Source organism: Pseudoalteromonas arctica A 37-1-2, from assembly GCF_000238395.3.
GTDB classification, from domain to species: domain Bacteria; phylum Pseudomonadota; class Gammaproteobacteria; order Enterobacterales; family Alteromonadaceae; genus Pseudoalteromonas; species Pseudoalteromonas arctica.
In genome coordinates this window covers 3,273,279-3,298,983 of record NZ_CP011025.1, presented here as the reverse complement: position 1 = coordinate 3,298,983, position 25,705 = coordinate 3,273,279, and the positions used below count along the sequence as shown (strand labels likewise).

The following is a 25,705-nucleotide window of genomic DNA, read 5'->3' as shown; positions in this document are numbered from 1 at the left end:
TTTTTTAATGCTTTTTAAATGTATAAACTTAATTTATAACCATTTTTTATTTTTAAAATACACACCAATACCGCCAGTAAGTACAATCAAAAATATAACAAACGCACTAAACGCATAGGGGCTCTCGGTACCCGGAATACCTCCTACGTTTACGCCTAACAGGCCGGTTAAAAAGCCTAAAGGTAAAAACAATGCAGCTACAACCGACATTACATACATACGCTGATTTAATTGCTCAGACACTTGGTTAGTGATCGTTTGCTGAATGATTTGCGCACGTTCAATAGAGCTATCAAGCTCCTCTAAATAACGAATAAGTAAGTTTGTTGTTTCGTTTAATTTTGCTTTATCGTCATCTAACAGCCACGGGTAGTGATTATTTACCATTGAGCTAAGGGCTTCTTTTTGCGGTTTTAAATAACGCTTTAAGGCAATTGTTTGACGGCGCAACTGTGATAAACCTTGGTTATCAAACTTTTTACTTGGTTCATCTATTTCTTCTTCAAACTCGTCGAGTGTTTCATCTAGTGAGTCAATAACGCTTTGCATGCGAGAAGTTAGTTTTTGTGTAATAGAGCATACTAGCTCAGAAATATTGCATGGGCCTTTATTTTCATTTAAACAGGTGAGCGTATCTTGCACCGATAATAAACGACGCTTGCGGGTAGTAATAAGAATGTCTTCGCTAATAAATAAACGAATTGAAACCATGTCTTCAGGGCTTTGTGCTGGATTTAAATTTACACCACGTAAAAACAGCATATGGCCATGTGTTGTTGATGTAATACGCGGGCGTGTTTCGTCAGCAATCAAAGACTCTAACTCGTAGTCGTTTAAATGAGGTTGTGCCTTGAGCCACTCAGCAGCCTCGCTTTGGCTATAGTCCATGTGCACCCAAAGTTTTCCGTGGCTTGGTTGCCAGCTATTTAGCTCATTAGTGCTTTCAATAGGGCGAGCGCCGCCTTGTCCATCAAGTACAAGTGCATGTAGTAAACCATTAATCATAATTATTTCTCATAATAGTGTATTTTTAATACCGTTAACTATAGTGTATCTACTTAAGTATTTTAAACTTACCTTTATTTTTAATAAGTTAAGCTTAAATAGCAAAATATATGCAGAGCCTTTGGGCTGAGTAAAGTGGCATAAAGTACTATTCAGCAAGGCGTGCATTGTGTGACCAGTTGTTTAAAAAGATCAATTTAATTTACTAATCGACTAGATAAATTTATTTCGTTGGTGTTTTTTTACCTGTAGCGTATAAGTCACTTTTTTATTAAGGGCACATTTATGACAGCAAAGATCACAGTTGGTTGGCGTGAGTGGTTAAGTTTACCTGGGCTTGGTATTAACGAGATAAAAGCAAAAATTGATACTGGCGCTCGCACTTCATGTATTCATGCAATTAACATTGAAGAATACGAAGTTGACTCAGAAAAATGGGTTAAATTTACGGCCCAGCCATTGCAAGATGATGAGCAAACGCAAGTCACTTGCAATGCAAAAGTTAAAAAAATGAAGTACGTAACCAGCTCAAGTGGGCAAAAAGAGTTACGTTACTTTATAGAAACTACATTGCATGCAGGCGAGCATAGCTGGCCTATCGAGCTTACTTTAACAAGCCGTGCAACAATGAAGTTTAGAATGTTATTAGGGCGTACAGCCATGGAAAATCGTATAGTCGTTGACCCGGCTTTATCTCAACTATTAGGTCGTAAGGTTTAACTATGAAAATCGGTATTTTATCTCGCAACAGAAAATTATATTCAACGCGTCGCTTAATTGAGGCGGCAGAGGCACGCGGTCACGAAGTTAAAGTGATTGATGCATTGCGCTGTTATATGAATATAAACTCTGAGCAACCAGAAATTCACTATCGCGGTGAAAACTTAAAAGAATTTGACGCAATCGTCCCGCGTATTGGTGCATCGGTTACATTTTATGGCTGTTCGGTACTTCGTCAGTTTGAAATGATGGGTGTTTACCCTGTAAACGAATCAGTCGCTATTTCTCGCTCGCGCGATAAATTACGCTCACTTCAGTTACTTTCGCGCAAAGGCGTTGGTATGCCAGTAACTGGTTTTGCTAGCAAACCAGATGATGTAAAAGACTTACTAGAAATGGTAGGCGGTGCGCCTGTTGTAATTAAATTACTTGAAGGCACACAAGGCATTGGTGTTGTACTTGCTGAAACACGCAAAGCGGCTGAAAGTGTTATTGAAGCATTTATGGGCTTAAAAGCTAATATTATGGTTCAGGAATACATTAAAGAAGCGGGTGGTGCCGATATACGTTGTTTCGTATTAGGCGATAAAGTAATAGCAGCTATGAAGCGCCAAGCACAAGAAGGTGAGTTCCGCTCTAATCTTCACCGTGGCGGTAGTGCTACATTAGTTCGTATTACTCCAGAAGAACGTAAAACGGCAGTAGCGGCGGCTAAATCAATGGGCTTGAACGTAGCGGGAGTTGATTTACTTCGCTCATCTCGTGGACCACTTGTGATGGAAGTAAACTCATCACCAGGTTTAGAGGGCATTGAAATAGCAACAGGTAAAGACATTGCAGGCATGGTGATTGATTTCATCGAAAAAAATGCTTCAAGTAAAGGAACAGCAACACGTGGCAAAGGTTAAAATTAACCGTCCTTTTTCCTTATTAGGAGAGAGTGTAGGCGTAGGCGAGCGTAAAACACTTGCCTTAGAGGCAGCTAAGCTTTATACCCATTCACCACTTAATATTCCTATTGAAGTGGTTAACGGTGTAATGGAAGGTCCTGTGCTTATGGTGTGTGCGGCTATTCATGGTGATGAGCTAAATGGCGTAGAAGTTGTGCGTCAGTTAATTGCTAAAATAGACCCAAGCCAACTGCGCGGCACAATAATCGCTGTGCCTATTGTGAATGTGTTTGGCTTTATTCATAAATCGCGTTATTTACCAGACCGACGCGATATGAACCGTAGTTTCCCAGGTTCTGAGCGTGGCTCACTTGCTGGGCGTATGGCTTATATGTTTTTTAATCAAGTGGCAATACATTGTACCCACATTATTGATTTACATACTGGCGCTATTCATCGAACTAACTTACCGCAAATTCGCGCTAACTTAGCTGATGAAGCAACCGCTGAAATGGCTAAAGCATTCGGCACGCCAGCAGTTATAGATGCATCATTGCGTAATGGCTCATTACGAAGTGAAGCAGCAAACCTAGGTATACCGGTTATAACCTATGAAGCTGGTGAAGCACTGCGTTTTGATCCAATCGCAATTGCGGCCGGTGTACAGGGTGTTGATTATGTTATGCGTCATTTAAAAATGATCCGTGGCAAGCGTCCTAAAAAGTTACCAGATCCTATTATTGCAGGTTCAACTAGTTGGATACGTGCCGAAGTTGATGGCATTGTGCGTGCACAAGTATCACTGGGGGAGCATGTAACTAAAGGGCAAGTACTTGCTTATATTAGTAGCCCACTAGGTGACTCTGAGCTTGAGCTTTTAGCGCCTAAAGGCGGTATTGTTATTGGTCAGCAAACTATGCCATTGGTAAATGAAGGTGATGCGGTATTCCACCTTGCTTACTTTGCAAATGACAATAGTTTAGTAGAGCAGCAACTAGAGAACTTTATTGATGAGATAAACGATTTAGATGACGAGCTTAAAACAGCTGAACTAAATAACTAATAGCTAGGGCGTGTTTAACTTTGCGGATTGAAATTTGTTCAATCTAGGGGCGATTAAATCGCGGCGCGAGGTTTGTAACCTAGTGGGCTAAGTAAAAACCGAGTAACAAAGAGTTTATCGCCCCTAGGCAGAACCCGAAGGGCAGCGCATGTTTGGCATTTATGCTGCGTTATCGCCTATTTATGGGGAGTAACCACACTTCATAGGCTCTGCCTTGCCTAAAAACCAAACATACTGCTGTAAATTCAACCATCAAAGATCAACACGCCCTAGTCTTAATTTTGGTTAGTTAAAGCATTAAAAAAGCCGCAGAAGTTAATTACTTACTGCGGCTTTTTTGTGACTATTACTTTTTTAACTATGTTTTTTAGGGCCAATAATACGCTTTATAACGGGAGCTTTTGTTGGCTTTGGTTCTTTATTTAAAACCATGACAGGGCGTGTCACAAATAAATTATTAGGGTAAATTACACGGTGCCCATCAATATGCTCAAGTACTACATTCATTAAGCCCATTTCAACAATGCGGCCTTCAATATGATTCGCACCATCAATAATTCGTACCCAATAGCCAACACGGCAATCGTTTTGAATAAACATTAGTAAAAATGCGGTGAGATTACTTAATAATGACCAGGCAGCGAATAGTGCTACGCCCAACATAGCGAATAAAGAGGAGCCTAAAACCAATAAGCCACGCAGCTCTATACCCCAAAATACTAAAACTAAACACAGCACGACAAAGGCGAGTATAATTTTTAGTAAGAGCTCTGCACGATATTTTCGGTGTAAATCAACTTTCCCCTTAATTGCTTTTTCGAGTAATTTTTTGGTTATTTTTAATAGCAGAGGGAAAACCAAAATAGCGATTATAGTTACAATCAACTTATATTGTGATGCAAACAATTCTAAAACTTCTATTATTTCCACATTAGACCCTGAACTTTTATACCAATTTAATTTAATGCAATTGGTATTAGTTTAACGCGTTTGTATTATTTAAAAAGTATTTTTAACGCTCACTAACCACTGTACTGAGTCTACGTCATCGTAGCTATCAACTGGGGCTGCAATATCAATGTGAATCATGGTTCCTGAATTTGCACGACTCGGTGCTAAACGAAGACCCACGCCTATATTTTTTAATACATGTGCGTTTTCACCATTATCTTTATCGTTAAACCATGCTCTGCCCACATCCACAAAAGCTGCGCCACCCACTTTAAATAGTTGTAGTAAATCGTACTCCCAGTAATAGCGCTTTTCTAGATTAACTAAAAAGCTGCGGTCGCCATGTTGATAATCCATAGGGTAACCACGCAGGCCTGTTTCGCCGCCTAAAGTAAGCTGTTGATCAGCAGTAAGGTTTTTTGCGTATTGCACGCGGGCTTTAACATACCAAGATTGGTCTTCACTGGTATTTAAATAATATTGTACTTGGCTGGTGGCCATAAAGTTTTCGAGTTTTTTCTGTTCTTTATTCCAATAGCCATCAATATCAGCACTAAAACGCCATAAGGTATTATCGTTAGTAAAGTGGGCTTTTTTAAAGTTAACAGAATACACCGCGCGGCTGTCGTCATTACTTAATGATTCGTCTGAATAGCCAATTAAGCTTTTAATATTCCAACCTAAGTTTAAATCCTCAGTGCGAGATATACTGTCAAAATTGCGTACTTTTATGTAGTTATCTTCAAACCAATGGCCGCTTATAAAGGGATAACTTAAACTTCTGTCATCGGCAAGTGGTGCAAATGTAGTGTCTATAGCTTCAAAGGTATGCTGCTCGTCGGTATAACCTAAGGTTAAGCGTTGGGTCCAATTATTATTAAGCGCTTTAGAGTGTCCTATAAATGCACGGTTTAAATCAGTAGTTTGATCAAATTCGCTAAACTCTTCGCCGCGTTTATATAGTGACTCTTCGCGCTGCTCAGAATAGCTTAAAATACCGTAACTAAAAGGGGTGTCTATCGCGTAAAATGGATAGGTTAGCTCAAGTAAATGGCGCTTGCCATCGCTGTTATCAGCGTACTCTAAACGGCCGCGGTAGCGAGTAGATAAAATATTAGGATCGTCGTAAACAAATAAATAACCGCTACGATCGCTGTCGGTCGTGCGTGACAACGAAAGGCGCTTCCCCCAACCAAGCAGGTTTGATTCTCTAAAACCGATACTTGATTTATTTTCTCCGCCGCTACGGCTAAAGTTTACTTCAGGTAAAAGTGTCCACAAATCACGGGTAATCACTTCTACATTAACGTCACCGTCGCAGTTTTCGATTGCACTAATTTGTGCGTCATATAAGTAGCTTTCTTTACGAAGTAAGCGCTCAGACTCTGCAAGCTTTTTAGCATCGTACTTGTCACCAGGGGAGAATAATAAAAGGTTATTAATGACATCGGGCTCTGTTTGAATATGAGCGCGGTTAGCAAATCGGAATAGGGCATTATTTTCCTCTTCAAGCTCAGTATTAAATACATTAAGTTGCTTGAGCTTTATTGAGGCTATTTTAGCGTTACTATTACTGTGTGTGAGGGTTGTTTTGTCTTGAACTTCTCGGCGTAAGTTTTTATTTGTGCTTAAATCTGTCTGTTCTACAAGGCAGTTATCAGTTTTCGTTGAAGATTGTTGTGCGAATGCATTAGGCACATAAAAGCTTAAAACCGTTAAGCTAATACAACATTGTGCTATCCATTTCTTGTTCACCATTAAACCTCTTTACTGCTACGTAGCAAATGACTATCGTAATATCAGCTTACATCATTGTTATTATAATGTAAGTAAAAGGTATGGATTTTGAAACTAATTAATTGTTACTCATATTCACTTATGTTAATAACCAACCTGGTTTAGAACCGCCTGTGGGCGGGATATTAAAAGCTAACTTAAATAAAATGCTAAAGCGGCTAATAAGTGCTCAGCTTCATGGCCTTCGGCATTAATCCAAATACTTTGGCTGTAATGCTCATAGTTTAAATTAAAGGTCTGCTGATTATAGGTAAAGCGAACTTGATGGCGATCGGCGCCTGCAGAATACTCATTGAGTGTTACATCGTCTGAGTGTAAAAAGAGTGTGCTCCACAGTTCAAAGTCTTCATCGTGTGGAGGCTCGACTGGTGTAATTAAAATGTATTTATGGGCGTGGTCATATTCTATTTGGGTCATAACATTCTTAATTTGTAGCTAGGTAATTGCGAATTGCCGTTAAAAATTCGCCGCCGTACTTATTTAACTTAGTAAAACCCACACCCGACACTTTTAAAAATTCACTGTCGTTTGTTGGCATAAGCTGCGCCATTTCGGCTAATGTTTTATCATTAAATACCACATAAGGTGGTACATCATCGGCATCAGCAAGTTCTTTACGTAGTGCGCGCAGGCGAGCAAACAGTTTTTTGTCGTAATTAAATTGTGCTAACTTATCTTGATAAACGTGTTTGGCTTGCAGGCGTGGCTCGGCTAATTGCAGTGCGTACTCACCTTTTAAAATTGCACGCGCGGCTTCGGTTAACCTAAGTGACGCACCTTGTGTTATATCTTGGCTAAGTAAGCCTTGGTGAATAAGTTGGCGTAAAATACTAAGCCAAAATTCACTGCTTTTATCTTTACCTATGCCGTAAGTGCTTAGCTCATGATGATTGTTATCGCGTATGCGGCTAGTATTTGCACCACGTAGTAATTCAACAATGTACCCAAGACCAAAGCGCTGGTCAGCTCTATACACACAAGAAAGCGCTTGTTGGGCAACCAATGTACCGTCAAAGCTTTTAGGTGGATTTAGACAAATATCGCAGTTACCACAAGGTTCGCGCTGATACTCACTAAAATAGTTAAGCAATATTTGGCGGCGACACGTTTGTGCTTCTGCAAAGCTTGCCATTGCGTTAAAGCGTTGTTCTTCTACACGGCGGCGTTGCTCGTCGTCTATGTCTTCAAAAAAGCGTCTTACACGGCCAATATCAGCTGGGTCAAAATACATTATGGCTTCTGCGGCAAGTCCATCTCGCCCAGCACGCCCCGTTTCTTGATAGTACGACTCTATACTTTTTGGAATATCGTAATGCAGTACAAAACGCACGTTAGGCTTGTTTATACCCATACCAAAGGCAACGGTTGCGACCACTATTTGTATATCGTCACGTGCAAAACCAGTTTGTACAAATTGTCGTTGCTCGTTACTCATACCTGCATGGTAAGCGGCAGCGTTTAGCCCTGCATCTGCAATTTTTTCAGCAATGTCGTCTACGCGTTTACGGCTGGTGCAATAAATAATACCGCTTTGGCTTTTTTGCTCTTTTAAGTAGCGAAGCAGTTGCACCATAGGTTTAAATTTTTCTTCTATGGTGTAGCGAATATTGGGGCGATCAAAGCTGCCAGTATGAATATAAGGCTGTTGTAGTTTTAGTTGCTCAACTATATCAAAACGGGTGGCTTTATCGGCAGTTGCAGTGAGCGCCATCATGGGTACATGTGCAAAACGTTGCTTTAATTCGTTTAAGCGAAAGTAATGAGGCCTAAAATCGTGGCCCCAATGCGACACACAATGCGCTTCGTCAATGGCAAATAAGCTTACATTTAAATGCGATAAACGCTCTAAAAATTCGCGTTGTAATACTTTTTCAGGTGCCACATATAAAAGCTTAATTTGCCCCTGATGAAGCTGTTGATACACCAATTGCTGCTCTTCTCGCGCTAAGCTGTTATTTACGTAAGCGGCTTTTACCCCAAGTGCTTGTAGTTGACTTACCTGATCTTGCATTAGCGATATGAGCGGAGATATAACAATAGTGACGCCTTCAAGCACTAAAGCGGGTATTTGATAGCAAACCGATTTTCCGCCGCCAGTAGGGAGCAATACAAGCGAGTCTTGGCCGTTAATAGCAGCATCAATAACTGTTTTTTGGCCGTCGCGAAATTCACTGTAGCCAAACACTTGTTTGAGGACAGTTTCGGGTTTACGCACAAGGGTGCTAGAAGGTGGTGTTGATGTATTCATTGGCGGGTATTTTAGTGGTTTTTTAGTGAGATGTCTTTAGCTGAGTTACTTATACCAATCCGCAATACTACTTAATCAATTTGAGGGGTTAAATCTGACGCTAGCTGCGTTAAAAATTTCTGATATAGAACAACTAAATAACGAGTTTTTTGCCTTGTTATAGACACTATTTTCTTACCTCCAGATAGATCACTTAATTAAGCTAATTGGTATTAACCTCAACTCTATTGTAAGTAAATTAAACTCTGGTAGTGTTGAAACCGCTTATTAAGATAGATCTGCTTTCTTAAAGTTAGGTTGCTAAGTAAATGATTTAACTAGAACCTCGTAGTTTTGCTTAAGTTATGCTTTACTCATCGTACCAGTTTAAACATAGAGAATAATAATGAATAAAGAAATGTTAATTGAACAAGTGGGCGCATTATTTGTAAATGGCATGCCATTTAACCAGTTTTTACAAATATCGGTTGAGTCGTTGAGCCCTGAACAGGCCAAAATTACGTTTCCGTGGCAGGATGTACTCATTGGTAACCCTGCGCAAAAAATACTGCACGGTGGTGTTATTTCAGCCGTACTTGATAATGTAGGCGGTATGCTCGCTGCAGCAAGCGTGATTGATAAGCTCACCGATTTAGATATAGGAAGTGTGCAAACAAAATTAGCCACGCTTGGGACTATCGACTTGCGCACTGATTATTTGCGCCCTGGTAAAGGAGAGAGCTTTACAGCGAGTGCCACACTTATTCGCTCAGGTAATAAAGTGTGTGTTTGTCGAATGGAATTACATAACGAACAGTCTGTTCAAATTGCTTTTGGGACAGGCACGTATTTAGTTGGATAAAACGTGTATGGGAAGTAAACTAGCGGCCTTTTAAATCACTAAGTGTTTATTATGTCGATTGATACTGAGCAGCGTAAAGGTGCTATTTTTGCTTGTCTTGCTTTTTTTATGTGGGGCCTTGCGCCAATATATTTTAAGTTAATTCAGCATGTTTCTGCCTTTGAAATTTTAATGCATCGGGTTGTTTGGTCGGTTGTATTTTTAGTATTAGTAGTAAGTGTTTTAAAGTATTGGGGTAAAATTAAACGCATTATTGTTCAGCCTAAGCTTTTGCTTATGCTTGTTATTACCTCAACATTACTAGGGTTTAACTGGGGTTTATTTATATGGGCTATAAATAATAACCATATGCTTGATGCGAGTTTGGGCTATTACATAAACCCTCTTTTAAATGTATTACTGGGTATGCTCTTTTTAGGTGAACGCCTGCGTAAGTTTCAAGGTGTAGCAGTGGCACTGGCCTTTACCGGTGTTGTGCTGCAGCTAATTAGTTTTGGCTCGTTTCCGGTAGTGGCATTTTCATTAGCTATATCGTTTGCGCTTTATGGTTTGTTACGTAAAAAACTACCCGTTGAAGCCTTGCCTGGCATTTTACTCGAAGCACTTATATTACTGCCTGTTGCACTCATTTATTGGTGGTTAATGGTGCCTACAACAACATCAAGCCTGCCAGCTAACGATTGGCATACTAATGCATTACTGATTAGTGCAGGTATTGTAACTACATTACCATTGCTGTGTTTTACCGGCGCCGCTAAGCGTTTGCAATACACTACATTAGGCTTTTTTCAGTATATTGGGCCAAGCCTAATGTTTATATTGGCAGTGGTGTTTTACGGTGAAGTGTTTGACGCTGAGAGATTAGTAACGTTTGCATGTATTTGGAGTGCGCTAGCTATTTTTAGTTGGGACTCTTACAATCAATCACGCAAACGTAAAAAAGCGGCTATTACAGCCGCAGAAGTATAATTAACCTAATAGAGCTGTTAGCTAACTACTTTATTACGACCAGATTCTTTAGCGTCGTAAAGCTTTAAATCGGCCTGTTTTAATAATTCATCAATTTGATAAACAGGCCCATCTGCAAAACCAATAGATATAGTAAATTTGATTTTTTCTTTACTAAACTCTTGGCTGTTCGCCTCTATAAAGTACCTAAAACCTTCAAGTCTTTTTAGTGCTTCTTGTTTATCCGCATTTGCAAAGTAAACGGCAAACTCTTCACCACCTAAACGGGCTACTAAATACTTTTTAAAATATTTGCTAAAGCAAATGGAGAGCCCTTTTAATACTTCGTCGCCAACATCGTGTCCGTATGTGTCGTTAATCGCTTTAAAGTGATCAATATCAAGCATCGCTAAAGCACCATCACCTTTAGCACGTTTAATTTTCTTTAGTGATTTTTCAGCTTTTTCGAAAAAGTAACGGCGGTTTGGTAAATTAGTAAGGTAATCAGTATTAGCCTGTCGTTTTATGGTGGCCATAAGTTCTAACATATCGACGTTTTGGCTAAGTCTGCAATAAAACTCTTCATTATTAAAAGGTTTATGCAGGTAATCGTTTGCGCCATTTTTTAAAAACAAAGTTGATAAATCAGACGAGTCTGCGGCTGAAATACCTATAATCACTTTTTCATCGTTGTCATATAAACGACGAATTTCAGTGCATAGTTCATCACCATTCATGTTTGGCATTTCGTTATCAGTAATAATTACCGATATATCCGAAGATGTTTCAAGTATAGCCAGTGCTTCTATACCGTCTTCAGCTTGTAGAGTTTGATATTTATGGCGTGCAAGCAAGCTGCATATATAAGTACGTGTGGATGCGGAGTCATCAACAACGAGCACTTTTATATTTTCGTTGCGAGTTAATCTAAGTAATTGTCTTTCAAGGTATTGATATGCTTGTTTGTTTTCTTTAATGATGTAATCGATGATTGGATATTTTTCGACTGTATCGCGGGTTTGTTTATCAATATTACCCGTCATTACAATGGTTGGAATGTCAGCCTTAACAGTACACGGTACTGCTTCACCTGATGGGGCATCAGGTAATATAAAGTCAACTACAGCGCAAAAGTAGCTATTTTTACCTATTAGCTCTTTTGTTTGTGCTAATGACTCTGCTATATCAACTTCATAACCTGCTTTAAGCGCGATGTGCTTTTGCACTCGCGCCATTGCAGGTGTATCTTCAACTATTAGTATTTTTCGCGTCACGTAACAACCTTGTTTATATTTTGCAAAATTATTTGCTTATACAAGTTGTAACTGTTAAAACGCAAAAAAGCAAACAACTTAAGTACTTACAGATTATCCGCTTCTGAATAATACTCTTGGCTAATCGGTGCCGGCCCTGACATTTTTGAGCGGCCAAATAAAGTATGAAACTTAGTTTTACAGGTCGTTAGCTTTAAGTATTTTACCCAAGCACGTTCGATTGGGTTAGTAGGTTCTTGTGAGCCAGTTACTACTGCTACAAACTGTTCTTGATGTTCGTTTTGCGGCTCAATTGTTTTACTGTATAAGCCTCTTAAAACAACACCGTGTTGTTCTAATATACTGGCTTCTAATAAGGTGAAGTTTCCGCTGCGGCTGAAACCACGTGGAAAATTCTGATCATCATAAAATTGACGTTGGCTAACAAATGCTTGGCGTAGTAATGAAATGTTATTGCTCATAGCTTTATCCTCATACCCTATTAATTAGCTGGAGTATGATGCAAGTTTGGCAATTTATTAAACAAATTATTTTTATCGTGAGGATAAAAAATTGGATATCGATTTATTAAAAACATTTGTTGAAGTAGTGCGTACGCGTCACTTTGGTAAAGCAGCCGAAAACCTTTATATTACGCAGTCTGCAGTGAGCTTTAGAATTCGCCAATTAGAGCAAGGGCTTGGTGTTAATTTGTTTATTCGCCAGCGTAATAATATTCAACTTACAGCACCTGGCGAGCGCTTATTACCGCACGCACAAATGATTATTACGGGCATGCAGCGGGCCAAAGTAGATGTTGCACTTGCCGACAATATGCATAAGCAAATTAGCTTAGCAGGAACGCCTAATATTTGGGATGCTTTTTTACAGTTTGGTATAACAAATATTGTATCGGCGATGCCGGGCGTGTCGTTGGTTGCAGAAGTTAAAGCACAACAAGAGAGTACTCGACTTTTATTAGAGCGTACTCTTGATTTGGCAATATTATTTGATCCACCAAAAGTAGACGAGTTAGTAGTAGAGCGAATTTGTGAGTTGCCAATTATTCCAGTAAGCGGATACGACACCGCAACGAACGAAAACTTTTTTGATAATCAATATGTGTATGTTGATTGGGGAACTACTTTTTCTCTTTGGCATGCGCGTCAGTTTACAGGTAAAACACCCCCTTACTTTAGAACTAGCACGGGACGTATTGCACTTGATTTAATACTGCAATGTGGTGGTAGTGCATTTATACCTCAAGTATTGGTTGAAGGGCATTTAGAAAAAGGTGAGTTGTTTCATGTTAAAGGGGTAGAAAACACCTCAAGAGACGTATTTATTGCGTATCACAGAGACAACGAGCAAAAAGAGCTAATAGAAACCTTAGTTAATTTACTTTCGCAAATGACGCCAAGCTTGTCATTAAAGCAAGGTAAGTAAGTACGACCATTTACTAGGCTTTCATGTTATTTTGATTTCACATTTAATGCATTTTTATTAACAAAAAAAGACATTAATATTTCCGTTGTAATATTACTGTCATTTAGGAATGACAAAATGCAGCAGTTTTGAAAATTAGTCTTTTGTGATTATCCAAGGAAATAACATGAAATTTGTAAAATCGAGCTTATGCTTAGCACTATTGAGTGGTTTATCTTTTAATGCACTTGCCGACGTAGACATTTACGGTAAAGCGAATGTAACAGTGCAATCATCTGATGATGGCGAAGGGTCTTTTACCGAGATAAAAAGTAATGCATCTCGTCTTGGTGTTAAAGGTTCTGAAAAAATAAATGATAGTTTAGAAGCGGTATATAAGTTTGAGTTTCAAGTTGATGTGTCTGATGCTGATTCAAAAGGCGATAACGACGACAATATTTCTGCGCGTAACCAATATGTTGGTTTAAAAGGTGCGTTTGGTCAGGTTGTAATTGGTCGTAACGATACTGCGCTTAAGCAATCTCAAGGTAAGTTAGATTTATTTAACGACCTTGAAGGCGACATTAAAAATGTATTTAAAGGTGAAAACCGCTTAGGAAATACAGTTAGTTATTCATCAAACTCATACGAAGGCTTTAAGGTACTTGCTACTTTTGTAGCTGAAGATGATGTAGACGCTGATAACGGTTATTCAATGGCGGTGACATACGGTGACGTGGCACTTAAAAAGAGCGCGATATACGCCTCGATTGCAGCCGATAGCGAAGTAAATGGCTACGACGTAGTGCGTGCATCAATCCAAGGTAAAGTTGAAAACTTTAAATTGGGCGCAATGTACCAAACACAAGAAGCAGTAGATGGCAGCGCAGAAGCGGATGGTTACTTGCTAAATGCTGCTTACAGCATGGGTAACAACACATTTAAAGTGCAATACCAAGATATGGACTTTGACGACAGCGACGATAAGTCAGCAATTTCAGTTGGTCTTGATCACAAATTAAATAAAAATATTAAAGTATTTGGTTTTTATTCAAGCTTCGATATGGACAACAACGTTGATCAAGACTACGTAGGCTTAGGTATGGAATACAAGTTTTAACTATTCGCTAAATTAGTTAAAACACTCCCTTTTTAACCGCGCTCTTTTGAGTGCGGTTTTTTTTGCTTTAAATTATTTACTTAGCCGCCCATAATAGAGCTTCATTTGGAATGAGGTGCGAGTCCTCGACTGTTCCCGCAACTGTAAGCAGCTGAGCTGTAAGTCAGATACAAATGGTATAATACCAATTTTATTAAAAACATGATCTTTCTAGCGAATTAAATAACTTACTAATTTCGTTAAAAATTATTCATATAGAACAACTATATGTCATAATTTCCGCCTTGTTATTAAGCTATTTATTTGTCGCTATAATAAATCACTAATTTAATGCAATTGGTATGAATTCTTTTAACGAGCGGGTTTACTCATTTTTTCTTGTAGTGCATTAGTATTTTTATCGCATTTTTAGTGAGTTTAACCTAGGGTCTGTTGATCTTTGCGGATTAAAATTTGTTCAAACTAGGGGCTATTTAATCGCGGCGCGAGGTTTGTAACCTAGTGGGCTAAGTAAAAACCGAGCAACAAAGAGTAAATAGCCCCTAGGAAGAACCCTTTGGGCAGCGCCTGTTTGGCATTAATGCTACGTTATCGCCCATTTATGGGGAATAACCACACTACATAGGCTCTGCCTTGCCTAAATACCAAACAGACTGTTGCAAATTTAACCTTGAAAGATCAACAGACCCTAGCCTAGGACTGACTATTGCACACTCAAACGCCATTAAATAAACCATTACTAAACGTTAAAAACGTATCATGGGGTATTGGCAATAAAACGATTCTCAAAAAAATAAACCTTAAAATAACCACAGGTAAATTTGTTGGTTTAATTGGACCTAATGGCGCAGGTAAATCGAGCTTATTGCGTTGTTTATATCGTTTTAATAAACCAAGTGATGGCGTTGTAGAGTTTAACAACACCGACATTTGGCAGCTAAAAAGCGATGAGTACGCAAAAAAAGTAGCGGTTGTTTTACAAGAAACCCCGTCGCAATTTAACTTAAGCGTATTTGATGTTATTGCGCTTGGGCTAACGCCTCATAAATCGCTATTCAGCTCAATAACTAACATTGATAAACAAAAAATCATCCAAGCTATCAACACCGTAGGGTTGGCAGATCATAGTGAGCAAAGCTTTGAGTCACTTTCGGGTGGTGAAAAGCAACGTGCCTTGATAGCCCGCGCCATAGTCCAGCAACCTCAACTGTTAATAATGGACGAGCCAACTAGCCATTTAGATGTTAAATACCAAATACAGGTAATGGAGCTTGCTAAATCATTGGGTGTTACGGTGTTTGCATCGTTTCATGATTTAAACCTAGCTGCTGCAATGTGCGATGAACTAGTGGTTATTAAAAACGGTGAAATTACACATACAGGTACGCCAAGTGAGGTATTAACCGAAAACATGTTAGGCGACGTTTTTGGTGTCTGCGCCCAAGTAAATAACCACCCGCAAATATCGAAGTCGGGAAATAGCATCCCTCATATCACTTACTTTTATGGTTACAAATAATATGAGCGCAGTTAATAATCGCCACTCATTTGCGCTTTTTATAAGTGCTGCAGCTGCTTTATTTAGCTTATTTGCAGCACTTAGTTTTGGTGCAGCAGAGACCTCACTTCAAGACGTACTTAATAGCTTTTTACTCTCAAATGATGCGTCTTTTAATACGCGTATTATTTACGAGCTAAGAATGCCACGCACATTACTCGCCTTTTTAGCTGGCTCTGGTTTAGCAATTGCGGGGCTTATTTTACAAACGGTAACGCGTAACCCTTTAGCCGATCCTTACTTATTTGGTATATCGTCGGGTGCCTCATTTGGTGTGGTGTTACTTATGGCATTAGCAGGCATTAGCGCAGGCTTTATGCTATCTGCAGCAGCGTTATTAGGTAGCTTGCTCGCTATGAGTTTATTAATACTCATTGCAGGTAGGCAGCAAAGTGCACAGGTAGAATCAATGCTATTAGCTGGCGTAGCTCTGTCGTTTTTATTTAGTGCATTTACCAGCTTGTTGCTTTATTGGAGCGACCCTCAGGCGGTAGCCGCTATTTTATTTTGGACACTGGGCAGCTTTGCTCGTGCGCAGTGGGCTACGCTTTGGTTACCTTTATTGGTAATCACATTGTGTACGTTTGTAATGCTGAGCTTTAGAAGGCAACTCAATGCTATGTTACTTGGCGATGAAAGCGCAATTACATTAGGTGTTAGGGTCCAGCGCTTTAGAATACTTATGCTGGTTTTGAGCTCATTAATTACCGCTGTGCTGGTGGCTATGTGTGGTGGTATTGGGTTTGTAGGATTAATGGTACCGCACATTGTGCGCTTTTTTATCTCCCAAGGCACCATCGCGGGATTGCTAGTAACCAGCTTAGTGGGCGGTACATTTATGGTGTGGGTTGATGTACTTTCGCGCTCCTTGCTAAAAAACCAAGAGCTGCCCGTTGGTGTTATAACCGCTGCTATTGGTAGTGTGTTCTTTTTAAGTTTATTGTTTTTTAGAAAGCGAAAGGTGTAACTCGATGAAAACCTTAATGGTGCAAGGCACTACATCAGATGCTGGTAAAAGTACCCTAGTTGCAGCCCTTTGCAGGGTATTTGCTAAGCGAGGGGTAAAGGTTGCGCCTTTTAAACCACAAAATATGGCACTTAATAGCGCAGTAACAAAAGATGGCGGCGAAATTGGTCGTGCGCAAGCTTTGCAAGCAATAGCGGCTAAAGTAGAGCCCGAAATAGACTTTAATCCTATTTTACTTAAACCTAATAGCGATACTGGCGCACAAGTGATTATTCACGGAAAAGCCATTAGCAATATGGAAGCGGGCAAATATCACGACTATAAAAAAGTGGCGATGGATGCAGTCATTACCTCACATAACCGCTTAGCTAAACGTTTTGATTTACTCCTTGTTGAAGGAGCGGGGAGTCCTGCTGAAATAAACCTGCGTGAAAACGATATTGCCAATATGGGTTACGCCGAAGAGGTAGATTGCCCTGTCATTATTATTGCCGATATAGATAAAGGCGGTGTGTTTGCACATTTGGTAGGTACGCTTGCGTTGTTAAGCGAGTCAGAACAGGCGCGCGTAAAAGGCTTTGTTATAAACCGCTTTAGAGGCGATATAGGTTTGCTGCAAGGCGGGCTTGATTGGCTTGAAGAATACACAAACAAACCCGTACTTGGCGTATTACCTTATTTGCACGATCTTGCGCTTGATGCCGAAGACGCCGTCGCAATTGATAATAATGTAACCAACGCCACAATTAATATTGCAGTGCTACTTGTTCCCCACATTAGTAACCACACCGATTTTGATGCACTGCGTTTGCACCCAAACATTAATATAAATTACGTGCGCCATACCCAAACGATCCCAGACGTTGATCTGATAATTCTCCCAGGCAGTAAAAATGTGCTGGGCGATTTAAATTTTTTGAAAAATGAAGGCTGGGACACTCAAATTAAGCGCCACTTACGCTATGGTGGCAAAGTACTTGGCATTTGTGGCGGCATGCAAATGCTAGGCAATACAATCAACGATCCCGAGGGTATTGAGTCACCATTAAAACAAGTAAATGGACTCGCCCTGTGCGATTTTGAAACCACGCTGAAAGCACAAAAAGTATTAACTAAAATAACCGCTACACTGCTTTTAAATAACCAACAAACACCCTGTAGTGGTTACGAAATACATGCAGGAATTAGCCAAGGTGCAGCGCTTGATAAGCCATTTTTAACCTTTGATGAAAACCACCCACATGGTTTTATGTTCGATGGCTTTATTAGCGATGATAACGCCATTGCGGGCACCTATTTACATGGTTTATTTGATGAAGCCGATGCTACATCGCAAATTTTAAAATGGGTAAAACCAAGCGCCTCAATTAACCCAATTAGTATTGCCACTCATCGCGAGCAGCAGTTAGAACGATTAGCAACCATGTGCGAAACGCATTTAAACATACAGCAAATTATCTCGATTTATGAAGGACACAATAATGACTGAACAAAACAACGATAAGCACAAGCAGCGCCAACAAAAAGTAAAAGAACAAGTGGATGCGCGCGTTGCTGCAGCACAAGATGTAAAAGGTATTTTTCAGGTAATTACCGGCAATGGTAAAGGTAAATCAACCTCGGGTTTTGGCGTTGTAGCACGCTGCGTAGGGCATGGTAAAAAAGCAGCCGTTTGCCAATATATTAAAGGTACATGGGAATGTGGCGAGCGTAATTTATTACAAGGTGCAGGCGTTGAGTTTGTTGTAATGAACACCGGTTTTACCTGGGATACGCAAAATAAAGAAGCCGATACTGCAGCCGCCCAAGCAACATGGCAAGAGTCAAAACGCATGCTTGCAGATAGCAGTATTGATTTAGTATTACTCGATGAGCTTACGTATATGGTGACCTACGGCTACGTTGATTTAGATGAAGTAGTAACAGCGCTTAATAATCGCCCATCCATGCAGTCGGTTATTATTACAGGGCGTGCAGCGCACCGCACTTTAACCGACCTTGCTGACACTGTAAGCGAAGTGCGTAATGTAAAACACGCATTCGACTCAGGCATAAAAGCGCTCGAAGGGTTTGATTACTAATGTTTAAAGCGTTTTTTATTGGGCTGCTGCTTTTTAGTGTATCGGGCAGTGCATTTGCAGAGCAGACCAAGGATTCTAAAAAGCTGCGAATAATCGCGCTTGCACCACATATAGTCGAAAACCTATTTGCCATAGGGGCGGGCGATAATATTGTGGGCACAGTTGATTACGCCGACTACCCTGCTGAGGCCCAAAGTATTGAGCGCATAGGCGGTTATTACGGTATCTCGCTTGAGAAAGTATTAGCGCTTAAACCCGACTTAGTTATTGCATGGAAAAGCGGAAATCAAAGCGAAGATTTAGCCCAAATAGAGCGCCTTGGCATAAAAGTATATTTAAGTAACCCCACCACAATCGCTGGTGTAGCCGACGAGTTACTTACTTTTGGTGAATTTACAGGGAACATTAAGCAAAGCCAGCAAGCGGCAAGCGCATTTAAACATAAGCTAAACGCGATTGTTAAAAGCCAGCAAGATAAAAAAAATATTACCGGGTTTTATCAGTTATGGGCTGAGCCCATGATGACAGTAAGTAAAAATACATGGATAAGCCAACTGATTGAAACATGCCATGTAAGTAATGTATTTGCACAGAGCGTTACAGATTACCCGCAAATTAGTATCGAAAATGTCATTGTTACTAAGCCACAAGTTATTATTATCCCTGATGAAAAATCAAAAACGCCACAGCCGGTTGTTAATTGGCAAAAGTGGCCAGAAGTGCCAGCAGTTAAAAATGATCAATTTATTAGCGTAAATGCCGATTTATTACATCGTTTTACTCCGCGCATGTTAGATGGACTCGCGGATATGTGTGATAAAATAGACGCATCACGTAAACAGATTAAGAGTACACAATGAGCGATTGGGCTACATTTTTAGAAAGTGAATTACAGCAACCTTACATGCAGGAAACGTTAGAGTATGTGGCTAATCGAAGCAATGAAGGTGTTGCTGTTTATCCGCCTGAACCTCAAGTATTTAGTGCTTTTGATGCCACAGCACTAAATGACATCCGCGTTGTAATTTTAGGACAAGACCCATACCACGGAGAAGGGCAAGCGCATGGCTTGTGTTTTTCGGTATTGCATGATGTAAAAAAGCTGCCGCCGTCGCTTAAAAATATGTACAAAGAGTTAGCTACCGATATCAGCGGTTTTGTTGTTCCTGAGCATGGGTACCTGCAAAGCTGGGCAGATCAGGGCGTGTTTTTACTCAATACAGTATTGACCGTTGAGCAAGGGCAAGCGCATTCTCACAAGCATTTAGGATGGGAGCAATTTACCGATAATGTAATAGCGCATATTAATAAGCACTGCGAAGGTGTGGTATTTATTTTATGGGGTGCACACGCACAAAAAAAAGGTAAAGGCATAGATAGTGCTCGCCATCATGTTTTAAAAGGGCCGCACCCATCGCCGCTTTCGGCGCATAGAGGCTTTTTTGGCTGTCAGCATTTTTCAAAAACGAATGAGCTACTACAAGCCCAAGATGAAAAACCGATTAACTGGCAGGTGTAAATAACCTGGGCTCTGAATAATAAATTTATCTCATGCAGCTATTTTCAGCGCATTAAAAAAGGCTTCCATATATCGGAAGCCTTTTTGTTTAGTTGGGGCGTATTGAATTAAAAGTCGAGCTCATCAATTGCAATACTGTCTGTAAAGTAGTCTAGTTCTTGTAGTTCTTTACGTAGGCGCTGTTTGTCTTTTATTGCTTCTATTTCACGCCATTTTCTTTTTTTATTTTTCTGAGAGGTTTTCCTTGTTGTATCTGGTCCTTCTAATATCTCTAATATATCGTTTAGGCTATCCATGAACTTCTCCTATTGATTTTATTGACCTCAAGAATACCTATACCACAGGCCTAGTTAAAATAGAATAAAAAAGTGACGGTTATGTTACATAAGTGTGATTAATTGATGAAGGTTTATACGAAGATTATATGAAGTCGATATGAAGATTATATAGAGGGGTAGCGTATTTTAGGCATAAAAAAACGTCGCTATTGCGACGTTTTTAAAACACGATTATAGCAAATTACATTGCTTTAAAGCGCGCCTCTAGTTGTTCTTGTGCATCAGCAAAAGAGCGAATACCTTCAGCTAGTTTTTCAGTAGCCATAGCATCTTGGTTATGTAACCAACGGAACTGTGCTTCTGTTAATGGCTCTGGTTTTGGCTCTTGTGGAACATCGCTTTCAAGCAAATATTCTTGTGCGCCTTCAAGGTTACCTAAATCTTCTAAAAGATTAGGGCTAATAGTTAGCTTGTCACAACCTGTAAGTGCAATAATTTCGCCTGTATTACGGAAACTTGCACCCATCACAACTGTTTTGTAGTTATGGCGTTTGTAAAATTCAAAAATGCTGCGTACAGACTGAACACCTGGATCTTGTAGCGGATCGGTTGGTTTTTCCATACCGTTAGCAACGTGCCAATCTAAAATACGGCCAACAAATGGCGAAATTAGAAATACGTTTGCATCGGCACACGCGCGAGCTTGGGCATCGCTAAATAATAAAGTAAGGTTACATTTAGTCCCTTCTTTTTCTAGCTGCTCAGCGGCTTTAATACCTTCCCATGTAGACGCTACTTTAATTAAAATTTTGTCTTTGCTTACACCTTCTTTTTCGTAAAGGCTAAGCAGGGTATGTGCTTTATCAATCGTAGCTTGCGTATTAAACGAAAGGCGTGCATCTACTTCAGTAGAAATATAACCAGGTACAATAGCGCTAATTTCTTTACCTAGTAATACGGCAAAGTAATCACATGCTAGTTCAAGTTGTTTAGCTGGCTCTTGCTCGGTTTCTTTTGCGTAGCTCCAAGCTTTATCTAGGTAAGGCTTATATGCTTCAATCTCGCTCGCTTTTAATAAAAGCGACGGGTTTGTAGTTGCATCTTCTGGTTGATGCTTTTTAATAGCTTCAATATCACCAGTGTCGGCTACGATAGATGAATGTTGTTTTAGCCTTTGTAGAGCTGAAGTCATTTGCTTTCCTCATTCCAAGCAAGTTAAAAGAAAAATCTAATCACTCTTAATATATCTAATCCATACTGCAACAGTGTGACAATGCTTGATAGGTCTTATGTCCTGATCAATAAAAAAACGGCAATGCATGGGTTATTAAGAGAGGATTTATTTAAACAAAACGTGCTTTTCGTTTCATTTAATGTTGAAATTGACACTAAATAAATTACAAGTCAATAGCTAACTATGATCACTGTTATTTCACCTGCAAAAAATCTTGATTACGAAACGCCACCCGCAACAGACAAGTTCACTCAGCCTGAATTACTAGAGCACAGCGAAGAGCTCATGAAAGTATGCCGTGAACTAACACCAGCGCAAATTGGCAGTTTAATGAAAATTAGCGACAAGCTATCTGGGCTTAACGCAGCACGCTTTAGTGAGTGGGCGCAGCCGTTTACACAAAGCAATGCTAAACAAGCCGCACTTGCCTTTAATGGTGATGTATATGGCGGTTTAGATGCAAGTACGCTTAAAGCTAGCGAGCTTGATTACGCACAAAACCATTTACGTATCCTTTCGGGTTTATACGGCTTATTAAAACCACTTGATTTAATGCAAGCTTACCGTCTTGAAATGGGCACCAAGCTTGAAAACTCACGTGGCAAAAACTTATACGAGTTTTGGGGCAGCGTAATAGCGAATAAACTAAACGACGTATTAAAAGCGCAAGACGCACAATATTTAGTTAACCTTGCTTCAAACGAATACTTTAAAGCGGTAGATAAAAAAGCGCTTAATGCACAAATTATTACCCCTCACTTTAAAGATTGTAAAAACGGTCAATATAAAGTAATCAGCTTTTATGCTAAAAAAGCACGCGGCATGATGGCGCGCTACATTATCGAAAATAAAGTAACGCAGTTAAGCCAACTTAAAGAGTTTACGGTAGCAGGTTATTACTTTAGCCCAGAGGCAACAGTTAAAGAGCTTGAGCCGGTATTTATGCGCGACGAACAAAATTAGGTTTATAAGCTTAAATAAAAAATTTAAAAGCCATGCATTGCATGGCTTTTTTGATGTTGGCGTTATATTTGCAATCTCATCTAATATTAATGAGAACACTAATTAAATAGGTGCAAATAAAATGATCAGCATTCCGTCAATTGACGAAGCCGAAAAACTAATAGAAGAAAAGCTCGGAGGCTGGTTTGATATTGTTATCAGCCATATCCCTAATTTTATAGTTGCGATACTGATCGCAATTGTGTTTTCAATATTGGCACGCTTTGCTGGCAAGCTGATGAAAAACGTATTACGCCGCTCACTCGACTCAAAACAAATTGCCGACTTAATGGCGTCAATTTTTAAAGTTATTGTGTTGTGCATAGGTTTATTTATAGCGCTCGATTTTGTTGGCTTAAAAGGCACCGTTACTTCGCTACTTGCTGGTGCAGGTATTGTGGGTTTGGCCATTGGTTTTGCGTTTCAAGACATGACCGAAAACCTAATAGCTGGTATAGCAATGGGTGTACGTAAGCCATTTAAAACAGGTGACGTAATAGAAACCGATGATGTGTTTGGTTCGATACATTCTATAAACCTACGTAACACGCTAATAGAGAGCTTTTACGGGCAATTAATACTTGTGCCAAATAAAGTCTTATTTAGAAATGTATTAAAAAATTACACCACTTTAGGTGTTAGGCGCATAGAAGTACCAGTGGGTATTTCGTACGGTGACGACATAGAAAAAGCAAAAGACGTCATAGTCGAAAAAATTAACGAATTTGACTTTGTAATACGCAAAGACGAAACCGCCGTATACGCTGAAGGCTTTGGTGACAGCAGCATCAACTTACTGGTGTGGTTTTGGATTAAATACCCAGGCGAGCCTGATTTTATGACGGTGCGCCATAAAGGTGTTGTTGCCGTTAAGCAAGCACTAGACGAAGCTGACATTAGCATTCCATTCCCAATTCGTACTTTAGATTTTGGTATTAAAGGCGGCGAAAAACTCGATGCCATGATAAGCGACAAAATAAGCCCGCAGTCATCAAATAAAGACAGTAGCGACGGCACTGACTCTAACCAAAGTGAGTAATTTAGTGAAAACTTATTAGGCAAAAGCATTGGGAAATAGTTACTTACCAACAGCGCATTTTTACAGGGAAGTTTATGCTGCAATTATTTAGGAGATAGTTTTGGTAAATTCAGTAAAGTAAAATGAAGAGCGTTGCTCCCAAGCTCTAAATAGTCGACATTCAATTGTTTCTACATCTTTATTAGAGAAGAAATACACAAAATTATTTTGGTTTATTGTCTAATTTTTCAAAGGTGTTGGCTACATGAGCGAGCAATGTAATGCATTTCAAAGAATTGATCTGCGTACCATAATCAAGATGTTTTTGATCTCCATGTAATATACCATGTCGATTAGGTGCTGACTTTTTTAAATCCCTAATATCATCACTACGAATGGGGAGAGAGCTGTTTAATTTTTTTAGGAGTGGAGAAAGTGATATATCATCTAAGTTGTTTAAGTCTGAATTAATTAGCTGCTCTAAAGCATTTTCTCTTTTTTTCCTCGTAAAAAGATATTTAGATGTTTCTTCTTCAAAAATACCGTCTGTTTGTGCAAAAATTAAAGGTATAGATGCTATATAGTTTCCTTCATTATGGAGATCGAATGCTGCATCAAGAATATGTTTCCGGTGAGGGTATAAACTTATGACTTTTTCAAATATATAAACGAGATATGATTTAGTTTCTGTGATCATGTATTCGTCAACTCTTTTAGCCCCTTTTGGAATTATCTCCTCAATTTCAGTAGAAATATACCAATGAAGAAACCATCCGTATTCAGCTAGTTGCATCCATCTTTTTTTGTACCCGTTATTAAGATCGTCATTTAACAATGAGACTACATTAATTGTAGTATTGTCATTTTGAAAGAGTTCTATAATCTCAATTAGACTGTTAAGTGAAATGTTATTTTTTGTATTTATCATAGGGTTGATCTTATTAGGCTGTGTATGTGGAAGTTTATTAAAATCTCACATTGTAACTATGTTGGGCGTAACTCTGACACTAACTATTTAAAACAATCTAATCAATGGTTGTCGCCTATAACTTATTTAAAATAATCATTTTTCAGAATTGAGCAGTTGATACTTGGTTGATCTAGACTTTAGTGTCATCACTGTGCGAGTGTAAAACAAGTTATTTGTAGAATACAAAGAAGTGCTTCATTAAAGCTAATTAATAGGTTTAATGAAGAGTTACTATCACATAAAAAAGCGCAGCTTGTGTTGGAGTAACAAGCCGCGCTTATGAATTAGTTATACAAATAAGTTTATGTGGTGCGTATTAAATAACGCTAATTTTATTACGAATGATTTTAACCCCATCCATATTTTCTAAAAACTTTTGAGCTAGTGCGCGCTGAAAACCAGTTTGTGCTTCACCGTATAAATCTACTTCACCATTTTTTACCTGCACACGAATATCACTTAACGCTAGGTTAGGATTAGTTCGTAGGGTGTTGGTGATAGCTTGTTGTAAGTTAGGTTGAGTGGCTACACTGCTTACTACGGCCATGTTGGTTGCTGCACTTACTTTTGTAGCGCAAGCTAATAAAAATAAACAACAAAATGATACTAAAGCGATAGTTAACTTGAAGCGGTTCATAACTTAATCCTTACATTACGGTGAATAGTGCAGCCACAATATGGAAATTCCATCGGCTAGGTTATCTTGGTAGTTACAATTTCGATGCCAAAATTAACATACTGAAATATAAAGAAATTTTATTAAGTGGGAATTCAGGTGGGCAAAAATTACATTTAAATGAGTATGAGTTACATGCTT

At 39.3% G+C, this 25,705-nt stretch carries 26 protein-coding genes and 1 riboswitch; of the genes, 15 read left to right on the top strand and 11 right to left on the bottom strand.

The window, feature by feature from the left end:
• Positions 1-33 precede the first annotated feature (33 nt).
• Entirely contained in the window at positions 34-1,005 is a 972-nt protein-coding gene (locus tag PARC_RS14965) for a zinc transporter ZntB (protein ID WP_010553282.1), read from the bottom strand.
• 285 nt (positions 1,006-1,290) lie between these two features.
• On the opposite strand from PARC_RS14965, the gene PARC_RS14960 reads away from it, so the two are divergent.
• From PARC_RS14960 to PARC_RS14950, 3 genes are read left to right on the top strand one after another with little or no spacing between them, the layout of a single operon-like run.
• A complete protein-coding gene (locus PARC_RS14960) occupies positions 1,291-1,725 on the top strand; it encodes an ATP-dependent zinc protease family protein (protein WP_007585784.1) in 435 nt (144 codons plus the stop codon).
• 2 nt (positions 1,726-1,727) lie between these two features.
• Positions 1,728-2,633: a 30S ribosomal protein S6--L-glutamate ligase gene (rimK, locus tag PARC_RS14955; protein ID WP_002961977.1), complete on the top strand. Its 906-nt coding sequence runs from the start codon at positions 1,728-1,730 to the stop codon at positions 2,631-2,633.
• Positions 2,620-3,678 carry a succinylglutamate desuccinylase/aspartoacylase family protein gene (locus PARC_RS14950; protein ID WP_007585786.1) on the top strand — a complete coding sequence of 353 codons (1,059 nt, stop codon included), beginning with the start codon at positions 2,620-2,622 and terminating at the stop codon, positions 3,676-3,678. The genes rimK and PARC_RS14950 overlap by 14 nt, the downstream gene beginning before the upstream one ends.
• A 354-nt stretch (positions 3,679-4,032) precedes the next feature.
• Here the strand turns inward: PARC_RS14950 and PARC_RS14945 are convergent, their stop codons facing one another.
• From PARC_RS14945 to recQ, 4 genes are all read right to left on the bottom strand, one after another.
• Complete coding sequence (locus PARC_RS14945) at positions 4,033-4,608, bottom strand: mechanosensitive ion channel domain-containing protein (protein WP_010553281.1); 576 nt, start codon at positions 4,606-4,608, stop codon at positions 4,033-4,035.
• Between the two features lie 69 nt (positions 4,609-4,677).
• Entirely contained in the window at positions 4,678-6,387 is a 1,710-nt protein-coding gene (locus PARC_RS14940) for a BamA/TamA family outer membrane protein (protein ID WP_010553280.1), read from the bottom strand.
• A 171-nt stretch (positions 6,388-6,558) separates the two neighbouring features.
• Positions 6,559-6,843, bottom strand: a complete 285-nt coding sequence (locus tag PARC_RS14935; protein WP_007583724.1) for a DUF3630 family protein — start codon at positions 6,841-6,843, stop codon at positions 6,559-6,561.
• A 7-nt stretch (positions 6,844-6,850) separates the two neighbouring features.
• On the bottom strand, positions 6,851-8,674 hold the full coding sequence (gene recQ / locus PARC_RS14930; RefSeq protein WP_010553279.1) for a DNA helicase RecQ: 1,824 nt from the start codon (positions 8,672-8,674) through the stop codon (positions 6,851-6,853).
• Positions 8,675-9,059: 385 nt separating this feature from the next.
• Here recQ and PARC_RS14925 point away from each other — a divergent pair, with 385 nt between their 5' ends.
• Both PARC_RS14925 and rarD read left to right on the top strand, forming a co-directional pair.
• Positions 9,060-9,515, top strand: a complete 456-nt coding sequence (locus PARC_RS14925; protein WP_007583728.1) for a thioesterase family protein — start codon at positions 9,060-9,062, stop codon at positions 9,513-9,515.
• A 51-nt stretch (positions 9,516-9,566) separates the two neighbouring features.
• A complete protein-coding gene (rarD, locus tag PARC_RS14920) occupies positions 9,567-10,484 on the top strand; it encodes an EamA family transporter RarD (RefSeq protein WP_007583730.1) in 918 nt (305 codons plus the stop codon).
• Positions 10,485-10,501: 17 nt separating this feature from the next.
• Here rarD and PARC_RS14915 read toward each other — a convergent pair whose 3' ends face one another.
• Both PARC_RS14915 and PARC_RS14910 read right to left on the bottom strand, forming a co-directional pair.
• The gene (locus tag PARC_RS14915; protein WP_010553278.1) at positions 10,502-11,737 is read right to left on the bottom strand and encodes a GGDEF domain-containing response regulator; all 1,236 of its coding nucleotides are present in this window, start codon (positions 11,735-11,737) and stop codon (positions 10,502-10,504) included.
• Between the two features lie 86 nt (positions 11,738-11,823).
• The gene (locus PARC_RS14910) at positions 11,824-12,198 is read right to left on the bottom strand and encodes a MaoP family protein (protein ID WP_007583734.1); all 375 of its coding nucleotides are present in this window, start codon (positions 12,196-12,198) and stop codon (positions 11,824-11,826) included.
• A 91-nt stretch (positions 12,199-12,289) separates the two neighbouring features.
• Here PARC_RS14910 and PARC_RS14905 point away from each other — a divergent pair, with 91 nt between their 5' ends.
• The 8 genes from PARC_RS14905 (at position 12,290) to ung (ending at position 20,386) form a co-directional block, all read left to right on the top strand.
• Positions 12,290-13,162, top strand: a complete 873-nt coding sequence (locus PARC_RS14905; RefSeq protein ID WP_010553277.1) for a LysR family transcriptional regulator — start codon at positions 12,290-12,292, stop codon at positions 13,160-13,162.
• A gap of 166 nt (positions 13,163-13,328) precedes the next feature.
• Complete coding sequence (locus PARC_RS14900) at positions 13,329-14,261, top strand: porin (protein ID WP_010553276.1); 933 nt, start codon at positions 13,329-13,331, stop codon at positions 14,259-14,261.
• Between the two features lie 43 nt (positions 14,262-14,304).
• A riboswitch (cobalamin riboswitch) is annotated at positions 14,305-14,454 on the top strand.
• Positions 14,455-14,967: 513 nt separating this feature from the next.
• Complete coding sequence (locus PARC_RS14895) at positions 14,968-15,780, top strand: ABC transporter ATP-binding protein (RefSeq protein ID WP_010553275.1); 813 nt, start codon at positions 14,968-14,970, stop codon at positions 15,778-15,780.
• A gap of 1 nt (position 15,781) precedes the next feature.
• Positions 15,782-16,786, top strand: a complete 1,005-nt coding sequence (locus tag PARC_RS14890; RefSeq protein WP_033012978.1) for a FecCD family ABC transporter permease — start codon at positions 15,782-15,784, stop codon at positions 16,784-16,786.
• A gap of 4 nt (positions 16,787-16,790) precedes the next feature.
• Positions 16,791-18,275, top strand: coding sequence for a cobyric acid synthase (locus PARC_RS14885; protein WP_010553273.1), 1,485 nt, complete (start codon positions 16,791-16,793; stop codon positions 18,273-18,275).
• On the top strand, positions 18,268-18,867 hold the full coding sequence (gene cobO / locus PARC_RS14880) for a cob(I)yrinic acid a,c-diamide adenosyltransferase (RefSeq protein WP_010553272.1): 600 nt from the start codon (positions 18,268-18,270) through the stop codon (positions 18,865-18,867). The genes PARC_RS14885 and cobO overlap by 8 nt, the downstream gene beginning before the upstream one ends.
• A complete protein-coding gene (locus PARC_RS14875) occupies positions 18,867-19,727 on the top strand; it encodes a cobalamin-binding protein (protein ID WP_010553271.1) in 861 nt (286 codons plus the stop codon). Before cobO ends, PARC_RS14875 begins: the two co-directional genes overlap by 1 nt.
• On the top strand, positions 19,724-20,386 hold the full coding sequence (ung, locus tag PARC_RS14870) for a uracil-DNA glycosylase (RefSeq protein WP_010553270.1): 663 nt from the start codon (positions 19,724-19,726) through the stop codon (positions 20,384-20,386). Before PARC_RS14875 ends, ung begins: the two co-directional genes overlap by 4 nt.
• 107 nt (positions 20,387-20,493) lie before the next feature.
• Here ung and PARC_RS14865 read toward each other — a convergent pair whose 3' ends face one another.
• Positions 20,494-20,682, bottom strand: coding sequence for a DUF3545 family protein (locus PARC_RS14865; RefSeq protein ID WP_002961395.1), 189 nt, complete (start codon positions 20,680-20,682; stop codon positions 20,494-20,496).
• 223 nt (positions 20,683-20,905) lie between these two features.
• Complete coding sequence (gene tal, locus PARC_RS14860; RefSeq protein WP_010553269.1) at positions 20,906-21,856, bottom strand: transaldolase; 951 nt, start codon at positions 21,854-21,856, stop codon at positions 20,906-20,908.
• 225 nt (positions 21,857-22,081) lie between these two features.
• Between tal and yaaA the strand changes: the two genes are divergently transcribed.
• Both yaaA and PARC_RS14850 read left to right on the top strand, forming a co-directional pair.
• Positions 22,082-22,861: a peroxide stress protein YaaA gene (gene yaaA / locus PARC_RS14855; RefSeq protein ID WP_007583748.1), complete on the top strand. Its 780-nt coding sequence runs from the start codon at positions 22,082-22,084 to the stop codon at positions 22,859-22,861.
• A 121-nt stretch (positions 22,862-22,982) separates the two neighbouring features.
• Positions 22,983-23,939, top strand: a complete 957-nt coding sequence (locus tag PARC_RS14850) for a mechanosensitive ion channel family protein (protein WP_010553268.1) — start codon at positions 22,983-22,985, stop codon at positions 23,937-23,939.
• 202 nt (positions 23,940-24,141) lie between these two features.
• On the opposite strand, the gene PARC_RS14845 is transcribed toward PARC_RS14850, so the two are convergent.
• On the bottom strand, positions 24,142-24,846 hold the full coding sequence (locus tag PARC_RS14845) for a hypothetical protein (protein WP_010553267.1): 705 nt from the start codon (positions 24,844-24,846) through the stop codon (positions 24,142-24,144).
• Between the two features lie 358 nt (positions 24,847-25,204).
• Positions 25,205-25,525, bottom strand: coding sequence for a BON domain-containing protein (locus tag PARC_RS14840; RefSeq protein WP_010553266.1), 321 nt, complete (start codon positions 25,523-25,525; stop codon positions 25,205-25,207).
• Positions 25,526-25,705: the final 180 nt, after the last annotated feature.